At 68.4% G+C, this 22,565-nt stretch carries 18 protein-coding genes and 1 pseudogene; 13 read left to right on the forward strand and 6 right to left on the reverse strand.

Annotated features, from left to right (window positions below; all coding sequences use genetic code 11):
• Nucleotides 1–6 precede the first annotated feature (6 nt).
• The 4 genes from ACIHFD_RS54550 to ACIHFD_RS54565 all read right to left on the reverse strand — a co-directional run bounded on the left by ACIHFD_RS54550 (nt 7) and on the right by ACIHFD_RS54565 (nt 4,683).
• Nucleotides 7–1,053 carry a 2-oxoacid:ferredoxin oxidoreductase subunit beta gene (locus tag ACIHFD_RS54550; protein WP_397373631.1) on the reverse strand — a complete coding sequence of 349 codons (1,047 nt, stop codon included), beginning with the start codon at nt 1,051–1,053 and terminating at the stop codon, nt 7–9.
• Complete coding sequence (locus ACIHFD_RS54555; RefSeq protein ID WP_355206698.1) at nt 1,046–2,890, reverse strand: 2-oxoacid:acceptor oxidoreductase subunit alpha; 1,845 nt, start codon at nt 2,888–2,890, stop codon at nt 1,046–1,048. Before ACIHFD_RS54555 ends, ACIHFD_RS54550 begins: the two co-directional genes overlap by 8 nt.
• 194 nt (nt 2,891–3,084) lie before the next feature.
• Nucleotides 3,085–3,174 (reverse strand): putative leader peptide, encoded by a 90-nt coding sequence (locus tag ACIHFD_RS54560; RefSeq protein WP_350733556.1) that lies wholly within the window; start codon nt 3,172–3,174, stop codon nt 3,085–3,087.
• Nucleotides 3,175–3,207: 33 nt separating this feature from the next.
• Complete coding sequence (locus tag ACIHFD_RS54565) at nt 3,208–4,683, reverse strand: polysaccharide deacetylase family protein (RefSeq protein WP_397373632.1); 1,476 nt, start codon at nt 4,681–4,683, stop codon at nt 3,208–3,210.
• Between the two features lie 176 nt (nt 4,684–4,859).
• Here ACIHFD_RS54565 and ACIHFD_RS54570 point away from each other — a divergent pair, with 176 nt between their 5' ends.
• From ACIHFD_RS54570 to ACIHFD_RS54590, 5 genes are all read left to right on the forward strand, one after another.
• Complete coding sequence (locus tag ACIHFD_RS54570) at nt 4,860–5,231, forward strand: NADH-quinone oxidoreductase subunit A (RefSeq protein ID WP_397373633.1); 372 nt, start codon at nt 4,860–4,862, stop codon at nt 5,229–5,231.
• 455 nt (nt 5,232–5,686) lie between these two features.
• Nucleotides 5,687–6,196, forward strand: coding sequence for an NADH-quinone oxidoreductase subunit B family protein (locus ACIHFD_RS54575; RefSeq protein WP_318787639.1), 510 nt, complete (start codon nt 5,687–5,689; stop codon nt 6,194–6,196).
• Nucleotides 6,197–6,612: 416 nt separating this feature from the next.
• On the forward strand, nt 6,613–7,143 hold the full coding sequence (locus ACIHFD_RS54580; protein WP_397373634.1) for an NADH-quinone oxidoreductase subunit C: 531 nt from the start codon (nt 6,613–6,615) through the stop codon (nt 7,141–7,143).
• Nucleotides 7,136–8,077 carry an NADH-quinone oxidoreductase subunit NuoH gene (nuoH, locus tag ACIHFD_RS54585; RefSeq protein WP_397373635.1) on the forward strand — a complete coding sequence of 314 codons (942 nt, stop codon included), beginning with the start codon at nt 7,136–7,138 and terminating at the stop codon, nt 8,075–8,077. The genes ACIHFD_RS54580 and nuoH overlap by 8 nt, the downstream gene beginning before the upstream one ends.
• A gap of 63 nt (nt 8,078–8,140) precedes the next feature.
• Nucleotides 8,141–9,100: a hypothetical protein gene (locus tag ACIHFD_RS54590; RefSeq protein ID WP_397373637.1), complete on the forward strand. Its 960-nt coding sequence runs from the start codon at nt 8,141–8,143 to the stop codon at nt 9,098–9,100.
• 430 nt (nt 9,101–9,530) lie between these two features.
• Here the strand turns inward: ACIHFD_RS54590 and ACIHFD_RS54595 are convergent, their stop codons facing one another.
• On the reverse strand, nt 9,531–10,883 hold the full coding sequence (locus ACIHFD_RS54595) for a protein kinase (RefSeq protein WP_397373638.1): 1,353 nt from the start codon (nt 10,881–10,883) through the stop codon (nt 9,531–9,533).
• 313 nt (nt 10,884–11,196) lie between these two features.
• Between ACIHFD_RS54595 and ACIHFD_RS54600 the strand changes: the two genes are divergently transcribed.
• The 8 genes and pseudogenes from ACIHFD_RS54600 to ACIHFD_RS54635 all read left to right on the forward strand — a co-directional run bounded on the left by ACIHFD_RS54600 (nt 11,197) and on the right by ACIHFD_RS54635 (nt 22,006).
• A complete protein-coding gene (locus tag ACIHFD_RS54600; RefSeq protein WP_397373659.1) occupies nt 11,197–12,504 on the forward strand; it encodes a 4Fe-4S binding protein in 1,308 nt (435 codons plus the stop codon).
• Nucleotides 12,501–13,304: an NADH-quinone oxidoreductase subunit J gene (locus ACIHFD_RS54605; RefSeq protein WP_397373639.1), complete on the forward strand. Its 804-nt coding sequence runs from the start codon at nt 12,501–12,503 to the stop codon at nt 13,302–13,304. The genes ACIHFD_RS54600 and ACIHFD_RS54605 overlap by 4 nt, the downstream gene beginning before the upstream one ends.
• Nucleotides 13,304–13,606: pseudogene (gene nuoK / locus ACIHFD_RS54610) on the forward strand (NADH-quinone oxidoreductase subunit NuoK); the annotation flags it as partial. The gene ACIHFD_RS54605 and the pseudogene nuoK, both read left to right, overlap by 1 nt.
• A 362-nt stretch (nt 13,607–13,968) precedes the next feature.
• A complete protein-coding gene (locus ACIHFD_RS54615) occupies nt 13,969–16,065 on the forward strand; it encodes an NADH-quinone oxidoreductase subunit L (protein WP_397373640.1) in 2,097 nt (698 codons plus the stop codon).
• Nucleotides 16,066–16,105: 40 nt separating this feature from the next.
• Complete coding sequence (locus ACIHFD_RS54620) at nt 16,106–17,953, forward strand: NADH-quinone oxidoreductase subunit M (protein ID WP_397373641.1); 1,848 nt, start codon at nt 16,106–16,108, stop codon at nt 17,951–17,953.
• Nucleotides 17,950–19,536 carry an NADH-quinone oxidoreductase subunit N gene (locus ACIHFD_RS54625; RefSeq protein WP_397373642.1) on the forward strand — a complete coding sequence of 529 codons (1,587 nt, stop codon included), beginning with the start codon at nt 17,950–17,952 and terminating at the stop codon, nt 19,534–19,536. Before ACIHFD_RS54620 ends, ACIHFD_RS54625 begins: the two co-directional genes overlap by 4 nt.
• Before the next feature lie 130 nt (nt 19,537–19,666).
• Nucleotides 19,667–20,518 (forward strand): zinc metalloprotease HtpX, encoded by an 852-nt coding sequence (htpX, locus tag ACIHFD_RS54630; RefSeq protein WP_185070073.1) that lies wholly within the window; start codon nt 19,667–19,669, stop codon nt 20,516–20,518.
• Nucleotides 20,519–20,521: 3 nt separating this feature from the next.
• Entirely contained in the window at nt 20,522–22,006 is a 1,485-nt protein-coding gene (locus tag ACIHFD_RS54635; RefSeq protein WP_397373643.1) for a hypothetical protein, read from the forward strand.
• Here ACIHFD_RS54635 and ACIHFD_RS54640 read toward each other — a convergent pair.
• Nucleotides 21,981–22,454, reverse strand: a complete 474-nt coding sequence (locus ACIHFD_RS54640; protein WP_397373644.1) for an NUDIX hydrolase — start codon at nt 22,452–22,454, stop codon at nt 21,981–21,983. The genes ACIHFD_RS54635 and ACIHFD_RS54640 overlap by 26 nt on opposite strands.
• Between the last annotated feature and the right edge of the window lie 111 nt (nt 22,455–22,565).

A 22,565-nucleotide genomic window follows, 5' to 3' on the forward strand; every position in this document is an offset into this window, starting at 1 on the left:
CATCAACTAGCCGATGCGCCAGGTGTCTCCACCAAGGAGCAGGTCGCTCAGGTCGCCGGGGCCCTTCTGCGCCACGGCCTCCTCGAGCTGCTCGGCCATCAGCACGTCGTACGCCGGCCGGTCGATCTGCCGGAAGATGCCGATCGGCACGTGCTCGAACGCCGGCTCGTCCAGCCTGCTGAGCGCGAAGGCCACCGACGGGTCGGGAGCGTGCGCGTCGTGCACGAGGATCTGGTCCTCGCTCACGCCATCGCGCGCCACCACCTCGATGCCGCCGTTGGCCGCCCGCACGACGGCCTTGGAGGAGCTCACGATCGGCTGACCGTGCTCCAGGCGCAGCGTGATGTCGTCGCGGACCTCGGGGTCCTTGAGCTGCTCGAAGGCGTTGTCGTTGAAGATGTTGCAGTTCTGGTAGATCTCCACCAGCGACGTGCCGCGGTGTGCGGTGGCCTCGCGCAGCACCGACTGCAGGTGCTTGCGGTCGGAGTCGATGGTGCGGGCCACGAACGACGCCTCGGCGCCGAGGGCCAGCGAGATCGGGTTGAACGGCTTGTCCAGCGAGCCCATCGGCGTCGACTTGGTGATCTTGCCGACCTCGGAGGTGGGCGAGTACTGGCCCTTGGTCAGCCCGTAGATCCGGTTGTTGAACAGCAGGATGTTCAGGTTGACGTTGCGGCGCAGCGCGTGGATCAGGTGGTTGCCGCCGATCGACAGCGCGTCACCGTCACCGGTGATCACCCACACCGACAGGTCGGGCCGGGAGGCGGCCAGCCCTGTCGCGATGGCGGGCGCGCGACCGTGGATCGAGTGGAAACCGTACGTGTTGAGATAGTACGGGAACCGCGACGAGCAGCCGATGCCCGACACGAACACGATGTTCTCGCGCTTGAGCCCCAGTTCCGGCAGGAAGCTCTGCACCGCGGCCAGGATGGCGTAGTCGCCGCAGCCGGGGCACCAGCGGACCTCCTGGTCGGACTTGAAGTCCTTCAGGGTCTGCTTGACGTCGGTCTTGGGGATGAGCGACAGGCCCTTCCCGTTAACGAGCTCAGTCACTGTCGATCACGTCCTGGATGACTCCGGCCAGCTCCTCGGCCTTGAACGGGAGCCCGCGCACACGGTTGTAGCTGATCACGTCGACGAGGTAGCGAGCCCGCAGCAGCAGCGCGAGCTGGCCGAGGTTGATCTCGGGCAGCAGCACCTTGTCGTAGCTCTTGAGCACCTCGCCGGTGTTGGCCGGCAGCGGGTTGAGGTGGCGCAGGTGGGCCTGGGCGACCTTGCCGCCGTTCCTCCTGATCCGGCGGACGGCCGCGGCGATCGGCCCGTACGTCGAGCCCCAGCCGATGACCAGCACCTTCGCGTCGCCGTCGGGGTCGTCGACCGCCAGCTCCGGCACGTCGATGCCGGCGATCTTCGCGGCACGCGTGCGGACCATCAGGTCGTGGTTGTTCGGGTCGTACGAGATGTTGCCGGTGCCGTCGGCCTTCTCGATGCCGCCGATGCGGTGCTCGAGGCCGGCCGTGCCGGGGATGGCCCACGGGCGGGCCAGCGTCTCGGTGTCACGCTTGTACGGCAGGAACTCGCCGTCGGCGCCGTTGGGGGCCTCGGTGAAGGGCTGCGAAATGTCCGGCAAGTCGGAAACTTCGGGCAGTCGCCAGGGCTCCGAGCCGTTGGCCAGGTAGCCGTCCGAGAGCAGCATGACCGGGGTGCGGTACTTGACCGCGATCCTGGTGGCCTCGATGGCGGCGTCGAAGCAGTCGCTCGGCGACATCGGCGCCACGATCGGCACCGGGGACTCGCCGTTGCGGCCGAACATGGCCATGAGCAGGTCGGTCTGCTCGGTCTTGGTCGGCATGCCGGTGCTCGGCCCCGCGCGCTGCACGTCCACGATGATCAGCGGCAGCTCCGTGGTGACCGCCAGGCCGACGGTCTCGGCCTTCAGCGCCACACCCGGACCGGACGTGGTGGTCACGCCGAGCGCCCCGCCGAACGCGGCCCCGAGCGCCGCGCCGACGCCCGCGATCTCGTCCTCCGCCTGGAAGGTGCGGATGCCGAACCGCTTGTGCTTGCTCAGCTCGTGCAGGATGTCGCTGGCCGGGGTGATCGGGTAGGAGCCCAGGAACAGCGGGAGCTTGGACTGCACGCTGGCGGCGATCAGGCCGTACGCGAGGGCCTGGTTGCCGGAGATGTTGCGATAGACACCGGGAGCGAGCTGGGCGGGCTTGACCTCGTACGAGACGGAGAAGGACTCGGTGGTCTCGCCGTAGTTCCAGCCCGCCTGGAAGGCGGCGATGTTGGCCTTGGCGATGTCCGGCTTCTTCGCGAACTTCTGCTCGAGGAACTTGATGGTGTGCTCGGTCGGCCGGTGGTAGAGCCAGCTGAGCAGGCCCAGCGCGAACATGTTCTTCGACCGCTCGGCGTCCTTCTTGGACAGCTCGAAGCCTTCGAGGGCCTTGACGGTGAGCGAGGTCAGCGGCACCGCGTGCACGCGCCACTCGCTGAGCGAGTCGTCCTCCAGCGGGTTGGCGTCGTAGCCGACCTTCTGCAGGTTGCGCTTGGTGAACTCGTCGATGTTGGCGATGATGTCCGCGCCTCTGGGCAGGTCGCCCAGGTTGGCCTTGAGAGCGGCCGGGTTCATGGCCACGAGCACGTTCGGCGCGTCGCCGGGCGTGAGAATGTCGTGGTCGGCGAAGTGGAGCTGGAAGCTCGACACACCCGGCAAGGTGCCTGCGGGTGCACGGATCTCGGCGGGGAAGTTGGGGAGCGTCGACAGGTCGTTGCCGAACTCCGCCGTGCCCGCGGTGAAGCGGTCGCCGGTGAGCTGCATGCCGTCGCCGGAGTCTCCGGCGAATCTGATGATCACGCGGTCGAGTTGCTGGACCTGCTTGTTCACAGCGCCTCCCTCGTCAGTGCTGTGAACGAAACTCGACTGTGCTCATCGTTTGTGCCCTCGCTGCGCTGGGTCACGGCTCAGTCCTCCTCGACGCCCGAGGCGCGGTTGCCCGGGGCGCGTTCTCTGTATCCATGCTAGATCCTCGGAAGGTCACGCGTTTGCATCCCGCGCATAGCGGGTAAACGTGGTCGAAGTCAGGGTGAGGTGGGAGAACGACGACACAGCCCGGACGCGAGCCTGCAGAGGTCCACATGCAGGCGGGCGTACAGAACGGTTCGGGTCACGAGCGCCAACTATACGTCCCCCCAATACGTGTCCTACGTCAGGGGGCGCTTACCCGGCAGCTCGCTCCCCGACCGGTACAGGTGTCCGGCCTGCATCCCTGCCGAGCCGTACAACTCAGGAACGGTGACGAAGCTGTAACCCTTCCCGCGCAGCCGTTTGAGGATGTCCGGAACCGCGTCAACCGTTTCCCGGTGGATGTCGTGCATGAGAATGATCGCACCTGGATGCGCCTTGCGCACGGCAAGGTCCGCGATGTCGCCCGCTTTATCTGCGAACAGATCCTTGACGTCGATGTCCCAGTCGACCAGGGCCAGCCCCAGTTCAGCCGCGACGTCGCGCACGGCCTGGCTCGCGGTCCCGTACGGCGTGCGCGCGAGCGCCGGCCGCTGCCCGATGGCGGTCGAGACGGCATCTTCAGTGCGCGCGAGCGAGTCGGTGATCCGGCTCGTCGCCTGTTTCGAGAGGTCCTTGTGGTCCCACGTGTGGTTGCCGACGAGGTGCCCTTCGGCGCTCATCCTCTTGACGAGCGCGGGCTGGGCGGCGGCGTTGGAGCCGACCACGAAGAACGTCGCCCTCGCCTGGCCTTTCCGCAAGATGTCCAGCAATTTGGCGGTATAGGGCCCGGGGCCGTCGTCGAACGTCAGCGCCACGCACTTGGCCTTGGCGCAGTCCACGGTTCCCGCCCGGTTGCTGGCGGCCCGCGGGCTCTCCGTGGGCGCCGTTTCGGGCCGCCGGATCGGAGCCCTCCTGGCCGCCTCCCGCACGCTGTCCTGCGCCCGCCGCCCGAACTCGGACAGCAGCGGACGTACCCGCTCCGCCGGGATCGCCACGGCGAGCCGCCCCAGCGAGCACGGCCCGATCTGGCAGTCGTCGAACTCGACCACCAGGTCCCCGCCCCGGTTGAACGCCATCGAGTCGAACCGGTCGCCTCCGGCGCTGACCTCTTCCCGCTCGACCTGTGACCCGCGCCCCTTGAACTGCTCCCGCACCAGCTGGGCGAGCTGCCGCAGGGCGTGCTCGCCGTCGAGTAGCCCGGCCGACTCCGCCACCTTGCCGCTGCGCCGGTCGAACCAGTACGTACGCGTGGAGTAGGCCCAGCCCGCGCCCTGGAACTCGCCCGTCCGCAGCCGTACGGCGATCGCCTGGGGGGAGGCGGCGGCGAGCTGCCAGTCCACGTTCAGCTCGGGCCGCGAGGAGGCGGCGCAGCCTTTGGTCCGCCCGCCGAAGTCCCGCCACTTCCGCTCGGCCTCGGCGTGCAGGGCGCGGTTGAGCGCGGGGGCGTTCTGGAACTCGGGGTAGCTGATGTGCACATATCGGCTGCCGGTGTAGTGGTCGTCGGTGAGCGTCCTGGTGGACAGGCCGGCAACGGCCGCCGGGTCGACAAAGTCGATCATCGTCGGCTCTGCCGGGACCACGACGTCCCTCTCGGGGGTGGCGGCCGCCAGATCGCAGGCGGTCGCCGAGAGGGCCAGCAGAGCGATTCCGGAAAGGAATCGCAATTTGTGCATGAATGTCAGGGTATGTTGCTGATCTTACTATTTACCCCGTCTTGACGTGATCACCACCGAGCCTTTGACCGGCGCGGGTACCTGGCGGACGCTGATGCCTTCTGGGCCGGGGTTTGTGGCGGATTCCTGAGCTTTGACCAGGTTCGTGATGGGGATTCCGGGTTACGATCTCACTCATGGAGGGCTACTTCGGGTCCTACGTGCTCGTCGCCGCACTGCTCGCCATCGGCGTCGCCATCGTGGCCGGCGCCCTGATGGCCAACCGCCTCCTCCGCCCGACCCGCCCGACTCCGGAGAAACTGACCACGTATGAGTGCGGGGTCGACCCGGTCGGGGAGGGGTGGGCGCAGTCGCAGGTCCGCTACTACGTCTTCACTTACCTGTATGTGGTGTTCGCGGTGGACGCCGTCTTCCTGTTCCCCTGGGCCACGGTCTTCGACACGCCTGGCTATGGGGTGACGACGCTCGTGGAGATGTTCGTCTTCCTGGGCTTCATCGCCCTCGGCATCCTGTACGCCTGGCGCAAACGCGTACTCACCTGGACCTAACCCACCCCGCCTACGCCTTCACTTGCACCGCATCTTCACCTTCACCTGTACCTTCGTCTGCGCCCGCACCTGCACCTGCACCTGCACCTGCACCTGAACCGTGCCTTCACCTGCACCCTCAGCTTCGCCTCCACTCTCGCCTTCGCCACACCCTCACCTTCACCCCCGACTCGCCTGCACCTCGCTTTCGCCTGCACCTCGCCTTCGCCCTCACCCTCAGCTTCGCCGTTGCCCCCGCTGAGTTCCCACCTGCGCCTGAGTTCCTGCCTGCGCCCCGCTCGCCCCGCCCCGCTCGCCCCGCCCCGCTCGCCCCGCCTCGCCCCGCCCCGCTCGCCGCGCCTCCTCTCACCGCTTGCCGATGCCAAGAAGTCCCCAACCACCCCCCAACCGAAGATTCCTTTGCCTGACCTGCGATCCGCGCAAGAATGGTCAACATGGCAGCAACAGACCTCCCGATGCCCACCGTGGGCCCGATCTCCAGGTTGGCGCCCAAGCCGATGCGCTTCGTGCTCAACTGGGGCCGGCGCTACTCACTGTGGGTGTTCAACTTCGGGCTGGCCTGCTGCGCCATCGAGTTCATCGCGACCTCGATGAGCAGGCACGACTTCATCAGGTTCGGCGTGATCCCGTTCGCGAACGGCCCGCGCCAGGCCGACCTGATGATCGTCTCCGGCACGGTCACCGACAAGATGGCCCCGGCCGTCAAGCGGCTCTACGAGCAGATGCCCGACCCCAAATACGTGATCTCGTTCGGCGCCTGCTCCAACTCCGGCGGCCCCTACTGGGACTCCTACTGCGTGACCAACGGCGTGGACCAGATCATCCCCGTCGACGTGTACGTCCCCGGCTGCCCGCCCCGCCCTGAGGCTCTCCTGTACGGGATCATGAAGCTCCAAGAGAAGATCGCCGACGAGAAGCTCAGCGACCGGTACGTGTGGTCCCGCTCCCACGGGGAGGACGCGTGACCACCGAGGGAACCCCGGACCGACCGGACAACACCCCCGACCCCTCGAACGCCTCCAACCCCCACGACCAGCAGCCACCCGAGCGGCCCGAAACCCGCCCACCCACACAGCCGTCCGAGGGGCCTGGAACTCGCCCATCCGAGCAGCCCGGGACGCGCCCACCTGCACAGCCGCCCGAGCGGCCCGGGACTCTTCCATCCGCACAACCGTCCGAGGGGCCCGAAACTCGCCCGCCCACACAACCGTCCGAGGGGCCCGAGACTCGCCCGTCCAAACAGCCAAGGACTCGTCCGCCCGCACAGCCATCCGAGCGGCCCGAAGCCCGCCCGTCCACCCAACCGACGGACGACGGCACCCAGCAGTCGACACCGCATCAACCCCCCGACACCACTGGCCTCCCTGGCGGTCTCACCCAGGTGGAGGCCCGGTTCGGGGACCGTGCCGAGATCTCCGAGTCCTACGGCGACACCACGATCGACGTGACCCCCGCCGACTGGATCGAGCTCCTGACGTTCGTCCGAGACGACCTCGGCTACGCGTTCTTCGACTGGCTGACCGGCGTGGACGACCCGCCGGAGGCCTTCCTCGTCGTGGCCCACGTCTACAACCTGACTGCCGGAGCACGCCTGCTCCTCCGCACCCGCATACCCCGCGAAGACCCCCACCTCCCCACCGCGGTAGGCGTCTACCGGGGCGCGAACTGGCACGAGCGCGAGACGTACGAGATGTTCGGCGTGATCTTCGACGATCACCCCTACCTCGTGCCCCTCCTCCTGCCCGACGGGTTCGAGGGCCACCCGCTCCGCAAGGATTTCATTCTCGCCGCTCGCGTGGCCAAGCCGTGGCCCGGCGCCAAGGAGCCCGGCGAATCGGGGCATGGCGCACCGAGCCGCCGCAAGACACTTCCGCCAGGAGTTCCAGCCGACTGGGGGCCGCCCGATGCTTGAAGTGGTGCTGAGCTTCGCCGTCATCCTCATCGTGTTCCTGGTTCTGCCGCTGATCGTCGGCCAGACCGAGCACAAGGTCATGGCTCACATGCAGTCGCGGTTGGGCCCCATGTACGCGGGTCGTTTCCACGGTTGGGCGCAGCTCATCGCCGACGGGGTGAAGTTCGCGCAGAAGGAGGACGTCATCCCGGCCGCGGCCGACCGCCGCATTTTCATGATCGCCCCCGGCGTGGCGCTCGTCCCGTACCTCGTCGTACTGATCGCCATCCCCATCGACCGGGGCCGCGTGGCCGTGAACCTCGACCTCGGCCTCTTCTTCGTCCTCGCCGTCATGGGCATCGGTGTCCTCGGCTCGATCATGGCCGGGTGGGCCTCGGCCAACAAATACTCGGTGCTCGGCGGGATGCGTTCGGCCGCCCAGCTCATGTCGTACGAGCTGCCGCTGGTCCTGGCGGCCTCCTCCGTCGCCATGGCCGCGGGCACGCTGTCGATCCCCGGCATCGTCGAGGCGTGGCAATGGTGGTGGCTGCCGTGGCAGGCCGTCGGCGGCGTCGTCTTCTTCCTGGCGGGGCTCGCCGAACTGCGCCGCCCCCCGTTCGACATGCCGATCGCCGAGTCCGAGATCATCATGGGCCCGATGACCGAGTACACAGGCATGCGCTTCGCGCTGTTCATGCTCTCCGAGTACGTCGGGATCGTGGTCCTGTCGTTCCTGACCACCGTTCTGTTCCTGGGCGGCTGGCACGGCCCGTTCCTCCCCGGCTGGCTGTGGACTCTGATCAAGGTCTTCGCGCTGTCGTTCGTGGTGATCTGGCTGCGCGTCACGTTCCCCCGGCTGCGCGAGGACCAGCTGCAAAAGCTCGCCTGGGCCATCCTGGTCCCCCTGGCCCTTGGTCAACTGGCCCTGACCGGCATCATCAAGGTTCTCGTCTAGAGCAGAAACTTTAGGTTCGCTTTATTCGTCGTACCTGAGCAGGGGGCCTTTGGGGGTATGACTATGGACCATCTCGTCCCGATCTCAGGCGCGACAAAGGGCGAACTCCGTCCGGAAACCGTTCTGACATCACACGACCGAACCTTGGTCGTCACCGACGTTGCTTCAGACCATTCCGTACGCGTGACACCTGCGAGCCTCTACCACTACAACTGCGAGCAGATCGCCACCAAAACCGGCAAGCTCCAACCCGTGCAAGGCATAGCGGCCCTGGACGCGGACGGCCTGGTCCTGCTCGACCTGCCGGGCGAGTGGCACAAGCCCGACCTGGAGCTTTTCGCGCACAGGGCAGGCATCCCATTGCTGGACGCCCGCTCCTACCCTCCGGCCCGTGTACGCGCGGTCCTGGCAAGCCGCGCCCCCGGCTGGCAACGTTTACGCGGCCTCCGACCGTTATTCCCGCGCAAATGGCACAAGCCGGTGGCCATTTGCGCGGGAATCGCAGGCCTGGCCGTCATGGCTTACCTCGCGTCTCTGGGAATGTGGGCCGCCTGGCGCGCTGTCTCGTCAATGGGCCGGTTCCTCCTGGAAATGTTCGAATCCAAATGGCTGATGGTCGCCTTCAGCCCCGCGCTGCTGGTGTTACGCCCTGTCTTCGGACGAATAACCCGCTGGCGGGCGCGCAGAGGCACCCTCCTGCCCTCAGCGGGCCGCGGACCGGACCTCAAAGCAAACTCCTCCGGAACGCTCCAGATCTTCCATGGCACGGAGGTCACGGCCACCCGGCGAATCGGCGCATCCCCGCGCGAAGCCTTCAGTCTGCTCCTCTATCAGTACGACAGCCTCACCGGCCTCTTCATCCTCGACGTAACCGGCAGCCCCCTCCACCACCTCCCGGGCCGCTGGCTCCCCGAACACGCCCACGCCTTCACCAAGCGCCACAACCTCTCCCTTGCCGTACACCGCATCTCACGCGAGGAGTACCTCAACCTCACCAGAGCCACCAAAGAAGCCACCCCCTGACAACCCCGGAACAGCCGCAACAAGAACAGCAGCAACCACCCGCACGCCCGAACCAACTCCCGTTGGCGGACACCCGCGATCAGCCACCCACACTGACAACACGCCCGGAGCCCAACCGGTTGAACGGCCTGCCCGGTTGAGGAACCGTCCGGTTCGGCGGCGCCCAACCAGCCTGAGTGCTAATCACCATCAACGACGTCAACAACAGCGCCAACACCCCCCGGACCAGCAGCGCCTGCCCATGTCGAAGGCGCGCCGGGCGATCAACGACGCCAACACCCCCGGGCCAGAGGCGGTAGCGGCCAACGGCGCCGAGAACACCAGCAGATCAACCCCAACTGCTCACCCCGCACGCCCGCCCAAGCCGCCAAGCGCGTCACACCGCAACCATCCCTCCCACCACCAGGAGGCCGCCCTGGGCGGCAACAACTCAGTGCACGATCGCCAGCATCACATCAGACGCCGAAGGCCGATCCTCAGGCCGCTTGTTAAGACAAGACCCCACAACTCCCCGTAAAGCAGGCGACAGCGGCGACAGGTCCGGATGCAGCGTGAGCACCCGGTTGAACACAGCAGGCACGGTGTCCTCCCCGAAGGCAGGCCGCCCCGTAGCCGCGAACATGATCGTCACAGCCCAGCTGAACACATCGGAAGCCGGCCCCACAGCCTCCCCGGTCAGCTGCTCAGGCGACATGTACGGCGGCGTCCCGACCATCTTCCCCGACGTCATCGTCACCTGATCCAGTGCCCGGGCGATCCCGAAGTCGATCACCCGAGGCCCGTCGTTCCCGATCAGCACATTGCTCGGCTTGAAGTCACGATGCACGATCCCCGCCTTGTGGATAGCCGCCAACGCTCCGGCTGTGGATAACGCCAGCCTGGTCAGACTGTCCTCATCACGCGGCCCGTGTTTCTTGACGAGCTGCTCCAGCGAGGGCCCCTCCACGTATTCGCTGACAATGTAAGCGTGCTGCCCGGAGATGTTCACGTCGAGCACACGGGCTGTGGAAAACGTCGCCACCCGCCGCGCCGCGTCGACCTCCCGCGCGAACCTGGCCCGCGCCGTCTCATCGACGAGATCGTGCAGCACCTTCACGGCCACCCGCGTCCCGTTGGGCGCGGTGGCCAGGTAAACCGCTCCCTGCCCACCGCGCCCGAGCGACTGGAGCACCCGATAGTGCCCGATCCACTCAGGCTCTCCGGGGCGCCGCGGGCGCGACTCGGGCTCGGTCGTACGCCGCCGGTAGTTCTCGCCACGTCCGGGACGTGGCGGATGGGTGTCGGCGGAGTCGGTACGCCGCTGGTACGTCTCGGCCGAGGCGGGACGCGGCCGGTGCGCCTCAGCAGGGCCGGGACGCCGCTGATAGGGGCCGGGCTCCCGATGCCCATGCTGATGGGAGGGAGAGGTCGTCCTCTGGTGCAGATTCGTGTGCGTCGGATGCACCGGCCCCCGGAGCCGCGCCCGCACCATGGTCGGCACCAGGATTCCCGAGTGAATGGCCCCGCCGAGCCAGCTGACGAACAGCCCCAACGAGACCAGCACGGACAGCGGCTGCGGAATGTCTTCGAAAGTTTCGTACGCCAGCGCCGAGATCACGAACGACCCGATGCAGACCAGGTAGGCGGACGCCGCGAAGACCTGCCAGATGCTCCGCAGCCAGAACGCGGCGAACCCGATGGTGAACGGGGTCGCCAGCCCGCACGTGAACAGGGGCAGGCAGGCCCAGACGACGGCGGCCGCCCACGCCCCGCCACCGGGACGGACCTGATGGCTCTGCTGCATGGCCGAGAGACTATCGCCCCGGCACGGTTCATACCGGGCATGCACACAGCTTGTGGATAACTCCCCGTCAACCTGTGGACGGCTGTGGAAAACCGGGGACCCTGTCCCCACTCATTTGCCTGCGGGACCAATTGCGTCATGATATTGAAGCATGGGGCGGATACCAGGAGTCGGACTGGCAAAGGGGCTGTCCATCACCCTTCGCCACATGCTGCGCAAATCGGTGACGCAGCAGTATCCCGAGGTCAAGCCTGCCCTCCCGCCCCGCAGCCGCGGCGTGATCGCCCTGGTCGAGGAGAACTGCACCTCTTGCATGCTCTGTGCCCGAGAGTGCCCCGACTGGTGTATCTACATCGACTCCCACAAGGAGACGATCCCGGCCCCCGAGGGCGGCCGCCCTCGCCAGCGGAACGTCCTCGACCGCTTCGCCATCGACTTCAGCCTGTGCATGTACTGCGGGATATGCATCGAGGTCTGCCCGTTCGACGCTCTCTTCTGGTCTCCGGAGTTCGAGTACGCGGAAGGCGACATCCGCAACCTCATCCATGAGAAGGACAAGCTGGCCGCCTGGACCCAGACCGTCCCCCCGCCTCCGGCCCACGACCCGGGCGCCGAGCCCCCGAAGGAACTCACGGCCGCCCCCCGCCGCCCCGCCGCCCGTACGGCACGCACAGCGGAACCACCCCAGCGCAGAGGTACGGCAGCCAGCCCTTCCCCGGACGCACCGAAGACCCGGCCGGCAGCGGGAGTAAGCGCGACGCGCCCCACCTCCGAAGCACCGGACGCAGGGCCCACAACCGCAGCAAAAAGCCCGCAGCCCACACCCAGAGCAGAGCGCCCAGCAGGCGCCCCCGGAACAACATCCGAAGCAAGCCTGCCCGGAACAACGTCCGAGGCAAGCGCCTCCAGAACAGCGCCCGAAGCCGACGTTTCCGGAGCAACGCCTGAAATCGTCCCATCCGGGACGATGCCCGGAACTGGCGCATCCGGGACGATTCCCGAATCCAGCACCCCAGGCACGGCCCCCGACACCTCAGCGACGACGCCCACGCCCGACGCCCAGGACGGGGAGCCCACTGCGGGCGCGCCCGGATCAGGCCCGGCGACCGCTCCGTCACGCACGCCAGGCGGACGCCCACGCCGACCCATCCAGAACGTACGGGGGATCCGTCCTCCAGGCGCCCTCCCATCCCGCGCTCAGGACGACACCTCTGAGCCGAATGCCGACGTGCCGCGCTCCGCCCTCCCCCCGGAAGAGGGCCAGACGACCGCATCCCGCCCCGCAGGAGAAGGCGAGACGGCCGCAGCCCCCGCAACGAAGGACGACGACCCGACGACCAGCGCGCCCTCCCCAACGGCGGCCACTACCTCGCCCCCCACGGAAGACGGCGAGGCTGGTCCCTCCGCGGAGGAGCCACCCCAGGGACAGGCTTCATCCACAGGGCAGTCGTCCTCAGAAAAGTTGTCCACAGCCTCGGGCGTCCCGCAACCGAAGCCCGAGCCGGAGGAGCAAACTTCTGCCGCGAGCCCCCGCAGGCGCAGGATGGCCGATCCACGGTCCATCCGACCGCCCGGGAGGCTCGGTCCTGACGAGACAAGGGAGTCCGAGGAGGAGTCGTGACCGAAGCGGTGCCCTCCTACCTGTCACCCACCGGGCAAGAGATCGTCTTCTTGCTGCTGGGCGCGGTAGCGGTTGGATCGGCGCTGCTTGTCGTCACGACCAAACAACTCGTCCACGCCGCCCTCTGGCTCGTGGTGTCCTTCGGCGCCCTGGCGGGCTGTTATCTCGTGCTGACCGCCGAGTTCGTGGCCTGGGTCCAGGTGCTGATCTACGTGGGCGCGGTGGTCGTGCTGCTGCTGTTCGGCATCATGCTCACCCGGGCCCCCATCGGCCGCTCCACAGACCTGGACAGCGGCAACCGCCTGGTCGCAGCCCTGGTGGCGGTGGCGACCGCGGCCGTTCTCGTCACGGTGGTGATCGACGGATTCCACACCGCCTACACACCGTTGACCCCAGGCCAGGGAGCCGCGAAGGAACTGGGCGCCAGTGTGTTCGCCACCTGGGTGCTGCCGTTCGAGGCGCTGTCCGTGCTCCTGCTCGCCGCCCTGATCGGCGCCATCGTCCTGTCCCGTACGGACATCCCCGGCGGCGCGCCATCCGCTCATACCGGGAGCAACACCCCACCCGACGAGACGCGCGCCGCAAGCTCGCCGACGGAAAGGGGCTCAGCACCTCGGCGGGTCGGAGGTCACCCAGCCGGGGAGGATGCGCATACGGGGGATAGGTCGCCATCCACTCGGAGCGGGGAAAGCTCGCCCGCCCGGCCGGAGACCAGCCCGTCACCCCCCGACACCCGGGACAACTCGGTGCCCGACCGGACCGGGGGTAATCAGCCGCCCGATCAGACCGGGGGTCATTAGTGCACATCGTCTACCCGGCCGTGGTCTCCGCGCTCCTGTTCTCCATCGGCGTCTATGGCGTGCTCGTCCGCCGCAACACGATCCTCGTGCTGATGTCGGTCGAGCTGATGCTCAACGCCGTCAATCTCAACCTGGTGGCGTTCGACGTGTGGCTGGCCGACCGCCTGCACAGCGGCCAGGTCCTCACCCTGTTCGTCATCGTCATTGCGGCCGCCGAGGTGGGCCTGGGCCTCGCGATCGTGCTGGCGCTGTACCGCAACCGTCGCACCGTCGACATCGACCACCTCCGCGACCTCGCCGAACCCCCCGACGAGCCCACAGAGACGCCGGCGATCGCGGGCACTCCCGACCAGCCCGCCGCCGCCGCGCGCTCAGCAACGACACCAGTACGAGGCCACGCCATCGCCCCGGAACACACACCTGACCCCGCCGCGTCCGATCCGACCGCCTCCGATCCCGCCACGCCCGCCAACACGGTTGAGCCCACCGAAGGCCGTCCGCCCGCCACCGCCGAGCCCAACGAGCACCGCCACACCCAGCCGGCTCAGGCACTCCAAGCAGCCTCAGACCACTCGGACGGGACAAGCGAGGCAGATCGGTCAGGGAAGGCGGAGACCGAAGGCGGTCGTGGGGACGAGCAGCCCGCCAAGCGAGGTGGCACGCTGTGACGACATTCCCGCTCATCGCCGTGCTCCTGCCCTTCGTCGCCGCCGCGGCAGGGCTCCTGCTCTCCCGCTGGCCCCACCAGCGCTTCACCGCCCCCTCCAGCACAAGAGGGCCCAAGACACCCAGCCCAGGCGCCCCAGCCGGCGACCTCGGGACGACGACACCCGCCTCCAAAACCACGACATCCACCCCAAAGGCCACAACCCCGGCCCTCGAAACCGCGACCTCCGCGATAGAGGCCACAACGCCCGAGCGCGAAGCCAAGACAGCCGAGACAGCTGCGGCAACCAGAGCGGCGGCCCAGCGAGCCAACACCCGGGCAGCCTGGATCGCGATCCTCCCGACCACGCTCTCAGCGATCCTGGCGGGCTGGCTCGCCTGGGGCCCGGGCGTCGCCTACCTGCACGGCGCGACCACCTCCCCACCCACAGGCCAGACGTACGGCACCATCGTCACCGGCGGCGTCCCGATCACGCTCGCCCTCCAGGCCGACAACCTGTCGAGCATCCTCGGCGTCCTGGTCACCCTCGTCGCCCTGGCCGTACAGGTCTACTCCGTCGGCTACCTCAAGGACGACCCGCGCTACCCCTCCTACAGCGCGTTCATCAGCCTGTTCACCAGCGCCATGCTCCTGGTGATCTACGCGGGCGACCTCCTGGTCCTCTACGTGGGCTGGGAGATCATGGGCCTCTGCTCGTACCTCCTCATCGGCCACTGGTGGGAAGACCGGAGCAATTCCCGCGCGGCGGTCAAGGCGTTTCTCGTCACCCGCCTGGGCGACGTCGGCTTCCTCTTCGGCATCTTCGTGCTCGGTCTCGCGGCGGGAAGTTTCCGCATCAGCGACGTGCTGGGCAAAGTGCCGGAGATGTCCGCGGCCACGCTCGTGACCGCCACGATGCTCCTGCTGGCCGGTGTGGCGGGCAAGAGCGCCCAGGTCCCGCTGCACACGTGGCTCCCTGACGCCATGGCGGGCCCCACGCCGATCAGCGCCCTGATCCACGCCGCCACCATGGTCGCCGCCGGGATCTTCATCGTGGCCAGGCTGTTCCCCGCGTTCCTCGCGGCCCGGCCCACGCTCGACGTGCTGGCCGTCGTCGCGGCCCTGGGCATGCTGGGTTCGGCGCTGGCCGCGTTGGCCCAGGACGACCTGAAACGCGTGCTCGCCTACTCCACGATCAGCCAGCTCGCGTACATGGCAGGCGGCCTGGCCGCGGGCTCCGACACGGCGGCCATCTTCCACCTGCTGACTCACGGCGCGTTCAAGGCCCTGCTGTTCCTGTGCGCGGGTGCGGTGATCCACCACGTCGGCTCCAACCTGATGACCCAGATGGGCGGCCTGCGGCGCGAACTGCCGGTGACGTTCGTGACGATGACAATAGGTTTCGCCGCCTTGATGGGCATCCCTCCGGCCAGCGGCTTCTTCAGCAAGGACGGCATCCTGCTGGCCATGGACCGCGCAGTGTCCACCGGTGGCCTGACGGACGCGGCCGCGCTCCTCCTGTACGGCTGCGCGCTCGCGACCGTGGCCGTCACCGGCGCGTACGCCACCAGAGCCTGGCTACGCACATTCTTCGGCCAGGCGCGGGCCGTGGCGCTCCCCGAGCCGGAGCCGGGCACGGCCCACGTCGTGGACGTCACCGAGGCCCCCCGCACGATGCTCGTTCCTGTCGTCGTCCTCGCCGTCCCTGCCCTCCTACTGGGGTTCGCCGGGGAGCTGCACCTGGACCTCGGCATGGCCGCCGTCAGCGTCGTGCTGGCCGCACTCGGCGCCGGGACGGTGTACGCGTTCTGGCGCATCGATCCCATCGCCGACCCCGCCCGCCTGCTGGGGCCGTTGCGGGGGCCGTGCGAGCGGGCGTTCTCCGTGGACGGCCTCTACGCCGCGCTGTTCGTACGCCCGGTCCTGGCCCTGGCCAGGCTGGTGGTGCGGACGGACGACGTGGTCGTGGACGGGGCGGTGCGCGCGTCCGGCAGGTCGGCGCGCGGATTGTCCGGACTGCTGCGACTGGCCCAGAACGGCAATGTCCAGCTCTACGTGAGCGGCGTGCTGGCCGGTGTCCTGCTGATCGCGGTGGGGGCGGTGGTGTTCGCATGACGGCCCGGTATCGCCTCGGCGCAGAGGCGGAGGTGCTCGCATGATGGCCTGGCTCTCCGTCGCGCTGCTGGCCGTGCCGCTGCTCGGCGCCCTCCTGCTCCTCCTCGCGCCGCACCGGCTCCGGCCGTTGCTGCACACGTACGGACTGACCCTGTCCGGCCTGACGCTGGCACTGGCCGTGCTGATGGCCGCGACGTTCGACTACTCACGGGGCGCGCGGCCGCAGTTCGAGGTCGATCAGGCGTGGATCCCCGGGCTGGGACTCCGCTTCCACCTCGGCGTCGACGGGATCTCGCTGCCGCTGATCGTGCTGACGGCGCTGCTGACGTTCCTGTGCTTCGTCTACCTGTGCTGGGGCGCCGCGCGGAGGGGGTTCGTGGGGGCGCGGCCGAGGGCACTGGTGTTCACGCTGCTGGTGCTCGAAGTGGGCATGATCGGTACGTTCCTCGCTCTCGACCTGCTGCTCTTCTTCGTGTTCTTCGAGATCGTCCTCATCCCGATGTACTTCTTGATCGGCATCTGGGGCGGAGAGGGCCGCCGGGCGGCGTCGGTCAAGTTCATCCTGTACACGCTGCTCGGCTCGGTCGTGATGCTGCTCGGCCTGCTGCTCGTATGGGCGCAGACCGGCACGCTCGACATCGAGGCCCTGAGCGCGGCCCACGGTGCCGGTATAGCGAGGTCTGTGCAGATCGTGGCGTTCGTGGCGATCGGCATCGGCCTGGCGGTGAAGACCCCCATGTGGCCTTTGCACACCTGGCTGCCCGACGCCCACACCGAGGCTCCCACCGTTGGCTCGGTGCTGCTCGCCGGGGTGCTGCTGAAGATGGGCACGTACGGCTTCGCCAGGATCGCCATCCCCATCCTTCCCGAGGGCGCGATGGCGGTGGCTCCGTGGCTCGGTACGTTCGCCGTGGTGGGCATCATTTATGGCGCTCTGGCCTGCCTCGCCCAGCGTGACCTCAAACGCATGATCGCCTACTCGTCCGTCGGCCACATGGGCTTCGTCCTGCTGGGATTCGCCACGCTGACCCCGGTCGGCATCAACGGCGCCCTCTTCGCGAACGTCGCCCACGGCCTCATCACCGGCCTGCTGTTCTTCCTGGCCGGGGCGATCAAGGACCGTTACCACACCGCCGACATGCCTTCCCTGGGCGGCGGCATGCTGGCGACGCTGCCGAGGCTGGGCTCGGTGCTCACCTTCGCGTCGATCGCCTCACTGGGGCTGCCGGGGCTGGCCGGATTCTGGGGGGAGATGCTGGCGCTGTTCGGGGCCTTCCAGCCGGCGAACGGGCTGCCCCGCGCGCTGTTCGTGACGTACATGGCGATCGGAGGGCTGGGGGCGGTCCTGACGGCCGCGTACTTCCTGGTCATGTTGTCCCGCGTGACCCACGGTCGCCCCCGGATGGACGAGCGGGAAGGCGTCACACCGGACGAGCGTCCCGTCGTGCCTCTCGGCTCGACGGCAAGACGTTCGGCGACGGCCACCCTGGAGCCGCCCCCGAGACCGGAGCCCTACAGCGGCCAGAACAAGCCTCCGAGCGCCACCGAACCCAGCACGCCTCCGGACCATGCCGCACCGTCCGGTGACGACGCGTACCTGGAAGATGCCGGACCCTTGAGCGGCGGCATGCCCTCAGACCACGTCCGACCGTCCAGCGGTGACGCGCGCCTGGAAGATGCCGGAGCCGTGAGCGGCGGCCCTCTCCCGGGCGGCGCTCAGCGGGTTACCGGCGCGCCCGGGCAGCAGGCGCCAGATGACATCAGGAGTTACGAACTGCTGGCATGGACACCGCTGGTGGCTCTGATCCTGCTCTTCGGGCTCTGGCCCGGCCTCCTCCTGTCGCTCACCACACCGGCCGTGCAGACCCTGCTGGGAGCCGTCTCATGATCCAGCAGATCGACTACTTCGTGATCGCGCCCCCGCTGGCGCTGGCCCTGGTGGCCGGTCTGGTGCTGCTGCTGGACGCCTTCCTCCCGGCCCGCCCCCGTACGAAGCCCGTGTTGGGGCTCGTCACGCTGGCAGGCGTCCTGGTCGCGCTGGCCTTCGTCGTCGCCCAGGCGATCAGGGGCGGCCCGCCGCGATCGACCTTCTGCGTCCCGGCCGACCTCGCCGGTCCCACCCGGCTGTGCTCCTTCGTGGCGGACGGCTTCACGCTGGTCTTCGCGGGCATGGTGCTGGTCGCGGCCGTGGTGGTCGTGCTGATGTCGATGACCGAGCTGGCGGCCGGCGGCATCCCGGTGGGTGAGTGGTACTTCCTCCTCCTTTGCACCCTCGTCGGCGCGGTGACCCTGCCCGCCTCCCGAGACCTGATCATGCTCGTGGTGGCGCTCGAGCTGGTCTCGCTCCCGGTCTTCGCCCTCACCGCCATGAAGCGCTACGACGGCCGAGCCTCCGAGGCCGCCGTGAAGCTCTTCGTGGTTTCGGTGGTGTCGACGGCCGTCATGCTGTTCGGCGTCTCGCTTCTGTACGGCATCGCGGGCACGGTCTACCTGTCCCGCCTCGCGGCCGTGTTCAGCGGTCAGGCCCCGGCGCCGGGGTTGGCGGAGACCACGACCCTCGCGACGGCCCAGGGTCTGCCCGCCGTCGTCTCGGTCGGAGTCGTGCTCGTCGTGGCGGGGTTCGCCTTCAAGATCGCCGCGGTGCCGTTCCACTCCTGGGCGGCCGACGTCTATCAGGGCGCCCCGGTCCCCGTGGCCGCGCTGCTCTCGGTGATCTCCAAGGCGGCCGGGTTCGCCGGGTTGATCCTCGTACTGGTCGCCGGACTGTCCGGGCAGGCCGCCACCTGGGCGCCCATTGTCGGGATCATCGCCGCGCTGACCATGACCGCGGGCAACCTGCTCGCCATGCGCCAACGCTCCGCCGTACGCCTGCTGGCCTGGTCCTCCGTCGCGCAGTCCGGCTACATCCTGGCGCCGCTGGCGGTGGCGGCCCAGGGCATTACCCCTCGGCTCGCCGGGGGACCCGGCACATACCCAGCCGGAACCGGGGTCGGCGCGGTCGGCACTTCCATGGCGTACCTGGTCATCTACGCCGCCATGAACCTCGGCGCGTTCGCGGTGGTCCTGCTCGTCTCCAGGACCGCCACCCGCAACGAGCTCGACGACTACCGGGGCCTGGCGTTCCGGCGCCCCGCGGCGGGGCTCGCGCTGGCGTTCTGCCTGGTCTGCCTGGCCGGCCTGCCACCGGGCCTGGCCGGGCTCTTCGCCAAGGTGTTCGTCTTCCGCGAGATCGTGGAGGGTGGCTCGGGCTGGCTTGCCCTGATCATGGCCGTCAACACCGTGATCGGCCTCTACTACTACGCCGTCTGGACCGCGCGCCTCTTCACCCCTCCCACGGCACCGGTCCTCGTCCGGCACCGCCCGACGCCCACGACGTGGCTGGCCATCGGCCTCGCTCTGGCAGCGGCCGTGCTGTTCTCGATCGCCCCCCAACTGGTCCTGGACATGACCGCGCTGTCCGCCTTCGGTTGAGAGACAGGCCGTGGGTAAGAAGAAAGTCGCGCTCCGCCCGCAGCTGAGCACGCCGAGGAGCGGCTGGGGAACGAAGCACCGGGTCGTGGTCGTTGGAGGAGGTGAACCCAGACCACGAAGGGGGGAAACCTTGCACCACAACGGTCTGCGCACGGCCATCCTGCTGGGCGGCCTGTCGGCGCTGATTGTCGCTGTGGGCGCGTGGTTGGGCGGCGGCGCCGGTGTGCAGATCGCGCTCGTGCTCGCCCTGGCGAGCAACGGAGTCGCCTATTTCTTCTCCGACCGCATCGCCCTGTCGGCCATGCGTGCCAGGCCGGTCAGCGAGGTGGAGCAGCCCACGCTCTACCGGATCGTGCGAGAGCTCTCCACCGAGGCTCGCCAGCCGATGCCGCGCCTGTACATCTCGCCGACGGTGCAGCCGAACGCGTTCGCGACCGGCAGAAGCCCTCGCCAGGCCGCGGTGTGCGTGACGTACGGCCTGACCAAGCTGCTCGACGAGGCCGAGCTGCGCGGAGTGATCGGGCACGAGCTGTCACACGTGTACAACCGGGACATCCTCATCTCCTCCGTCGCCGGCGCGCTGGCCACGATGATCACCTGGATCAGTTACGTGGCCGTGTTCTTCGGTGGCTCGGACGATGACGAGGGGCCGGGCTTCGTGGGCGCGCTGCTGATGATGGTGCTCGGACCGGTGGCGGCCGGGATGGTGCAGATGGCGATCTCCCGGACGAGAGAGTTCCAGGCCGACGAATCGGGTGCCAGGCTCACGGGCGACCCGCTCGCCCTGGCCTCGGCGCTCCGCAAGATCGAGATGGGTGCCCGCAGGCTTCCGCTCCCCGAGAACAGCCGCCTCACCTCGGCCTCCCACATGATGATCGCGAACCCGTTCAGCGGCTCGGGCTTCGGCCGGCTGTTCTCCACGCATCCGCCCACGTCCGAGCGGGTCGCCCGCCTCGAGCGGATGGCCGGCTACCGCCGCTGACCCATGGGCCGATTAACCAAGGCGGAGCGGAGGCTCTGGAACGCGTTCCCCACCGGCCAGACCGTCGAGCTGGGCCCGTTCAAGATCGGTCCGTTCCGTACGGCTGGCGCGAACGCCCCCACGGTCGGCCACACGTGGGGGCCCGAACGCTCGATCAGAGCCGAAGTGATCGCCCAGTTGCTCCTCGGCGCCCGCGACACCGGCACCGGCTCGGTCCCGGCGGTACGTCTGCGCGGCGCCCGGATCACCGGCCGGCTCACGATCATCGGCGGCACGATCCCGTACGAACTCAGCCTGATCGGCTGCCATCTGGATGAACCCATCCGCTTCACCGACTCCAACACCCGCACCGTACGCCTGACCGACTGCCGCCTCCCGGGCCTCAGCGGCGGAGGCCTGCGGGTGGCCGGGCACCTCAGCCTGTCCGGCTCGAACATCACCGGCACCGTCCGCCTGAACCGGGCCCAGTTCGAGAGCGGGCTGTGGCTGGGTGGGACCAAGATGACGGCCGACGACGACGAGGGATGGGCGCTCTACGCGAACGCCGTCGTCGTGGACTCCGGCACGTACCTGCGCAACGCCGACTTCACCGGAGCAATCGGTCTGGTCGGCGCCCGCCTCAACGGCGGACTCTTCCTGGACGGCGCAACCCTCCGCAATCCCGGCAATCAGGCCCTCATCGCCGACAACATGGTCGTCGAGGACACCATGCGCTGCACCGACGGATTCCTGGCACTGGGCTGCGTACGATTACGCGGAGCGCGAATCAACGGGACACTCTCGCTCAACGGGATCATCCGAAGCCCGGACACCCGCTACGCCCTCCACGCAAGCCACATGGAGCTCCGCGAGCTCTACCTGAAGCCCGCAAAGCCCATCGAAGGCGTCGTCACCCTCGCACACACCACCGTCGGCACGCTGCACGACAATCCAGACACCTGGCCCGAGAAATTACGCCTGAACGGCCTGACCTACGACCGCCTGCGCGGCTCCGGCGTAACCCGCCGAATCGACTGGGTGACCCGGGATCCGGAGGGGTTCAGGCCGCAGCCGTACGAGCAACTCGCCGCGTGGTTCCTCAGCGACGGCAACGACGCGCTCGCCCGACGCACCCAACTCGCCAAACTTCGAGCCCGCCGGCAGACGCAGGGCCTCGGTAGCCGAGCATGGGGGCGACTGCTCGACATCGCGGTCGGGTACGGCTACCGCCCCTGGCTGGCGGGCATATGGTTCGCCCTGCTGCTGGCGATCGGGACGGTCGTCTTCGCCATCAGCCCCCCAAGAGCGCTCAAACCCTCCGAGAGCCCCGATTTCAACGCCTTCGCCTACACCTTCGACCTCCTGCTCCCGATCCCCGCATTCGGGCAACGAGAGCTGTTCGACCCGGGTGGGTGGACGCAGTGGCTCGCGTACGGACTGATCGTCTCCGGCTGGATCCTGGCCACGGCGCTGATCGCCGGCGCTACGCGGATCCTCCGCCCTCAGTGACCTGGCGCAGGATGGACGCGAGATCCGTCGGGAAGAAGGTCTCCTCCGTGCTCTCGAGTTCCTCCGCGCTCCACCACCGGTAAGCCATCGTCGTGTCCTTCTCGGTCTGCTCCATGTGATCGAACGACACGACCGCACCGGCCCCCACCCAGATCGCGAAGAACGTCTGATCCTGCGTGACGGCGTACTCGGACCAGTTGAACTCGATCACGCTGTTCCCGTACGGCCCGCTGAGCTCGTCCGCATTCGCCCGGATCCCGACCTCCTCGAACAACTCCCGCGCCGCCGCCTCCTGCAACGTCTCGCCATCCTCCGCCGCCCCGCCGATCGTGAACCAGAACGGCTCATCGGGCCTGGCCGGATCGAAGCCGTGGAGCAGGAGGACCCGATCTTGATCATCAATGGGCAGGGCACGCGCCGTAAAGCGGCGCAGGGGGATCTTCGTCACGTTTACCGAGCTTACGATCGAGCCCCGACATACTCATCCACGTTCACATCACGCAGGTCAAAGATCAAGCGGGGCGCTGGGCTCAGCCTGAGCCGCCGCGAGCATATCGGC

Source organism: Nonomuraea sp. NPDC051941, from assembly GCF_044593615.1.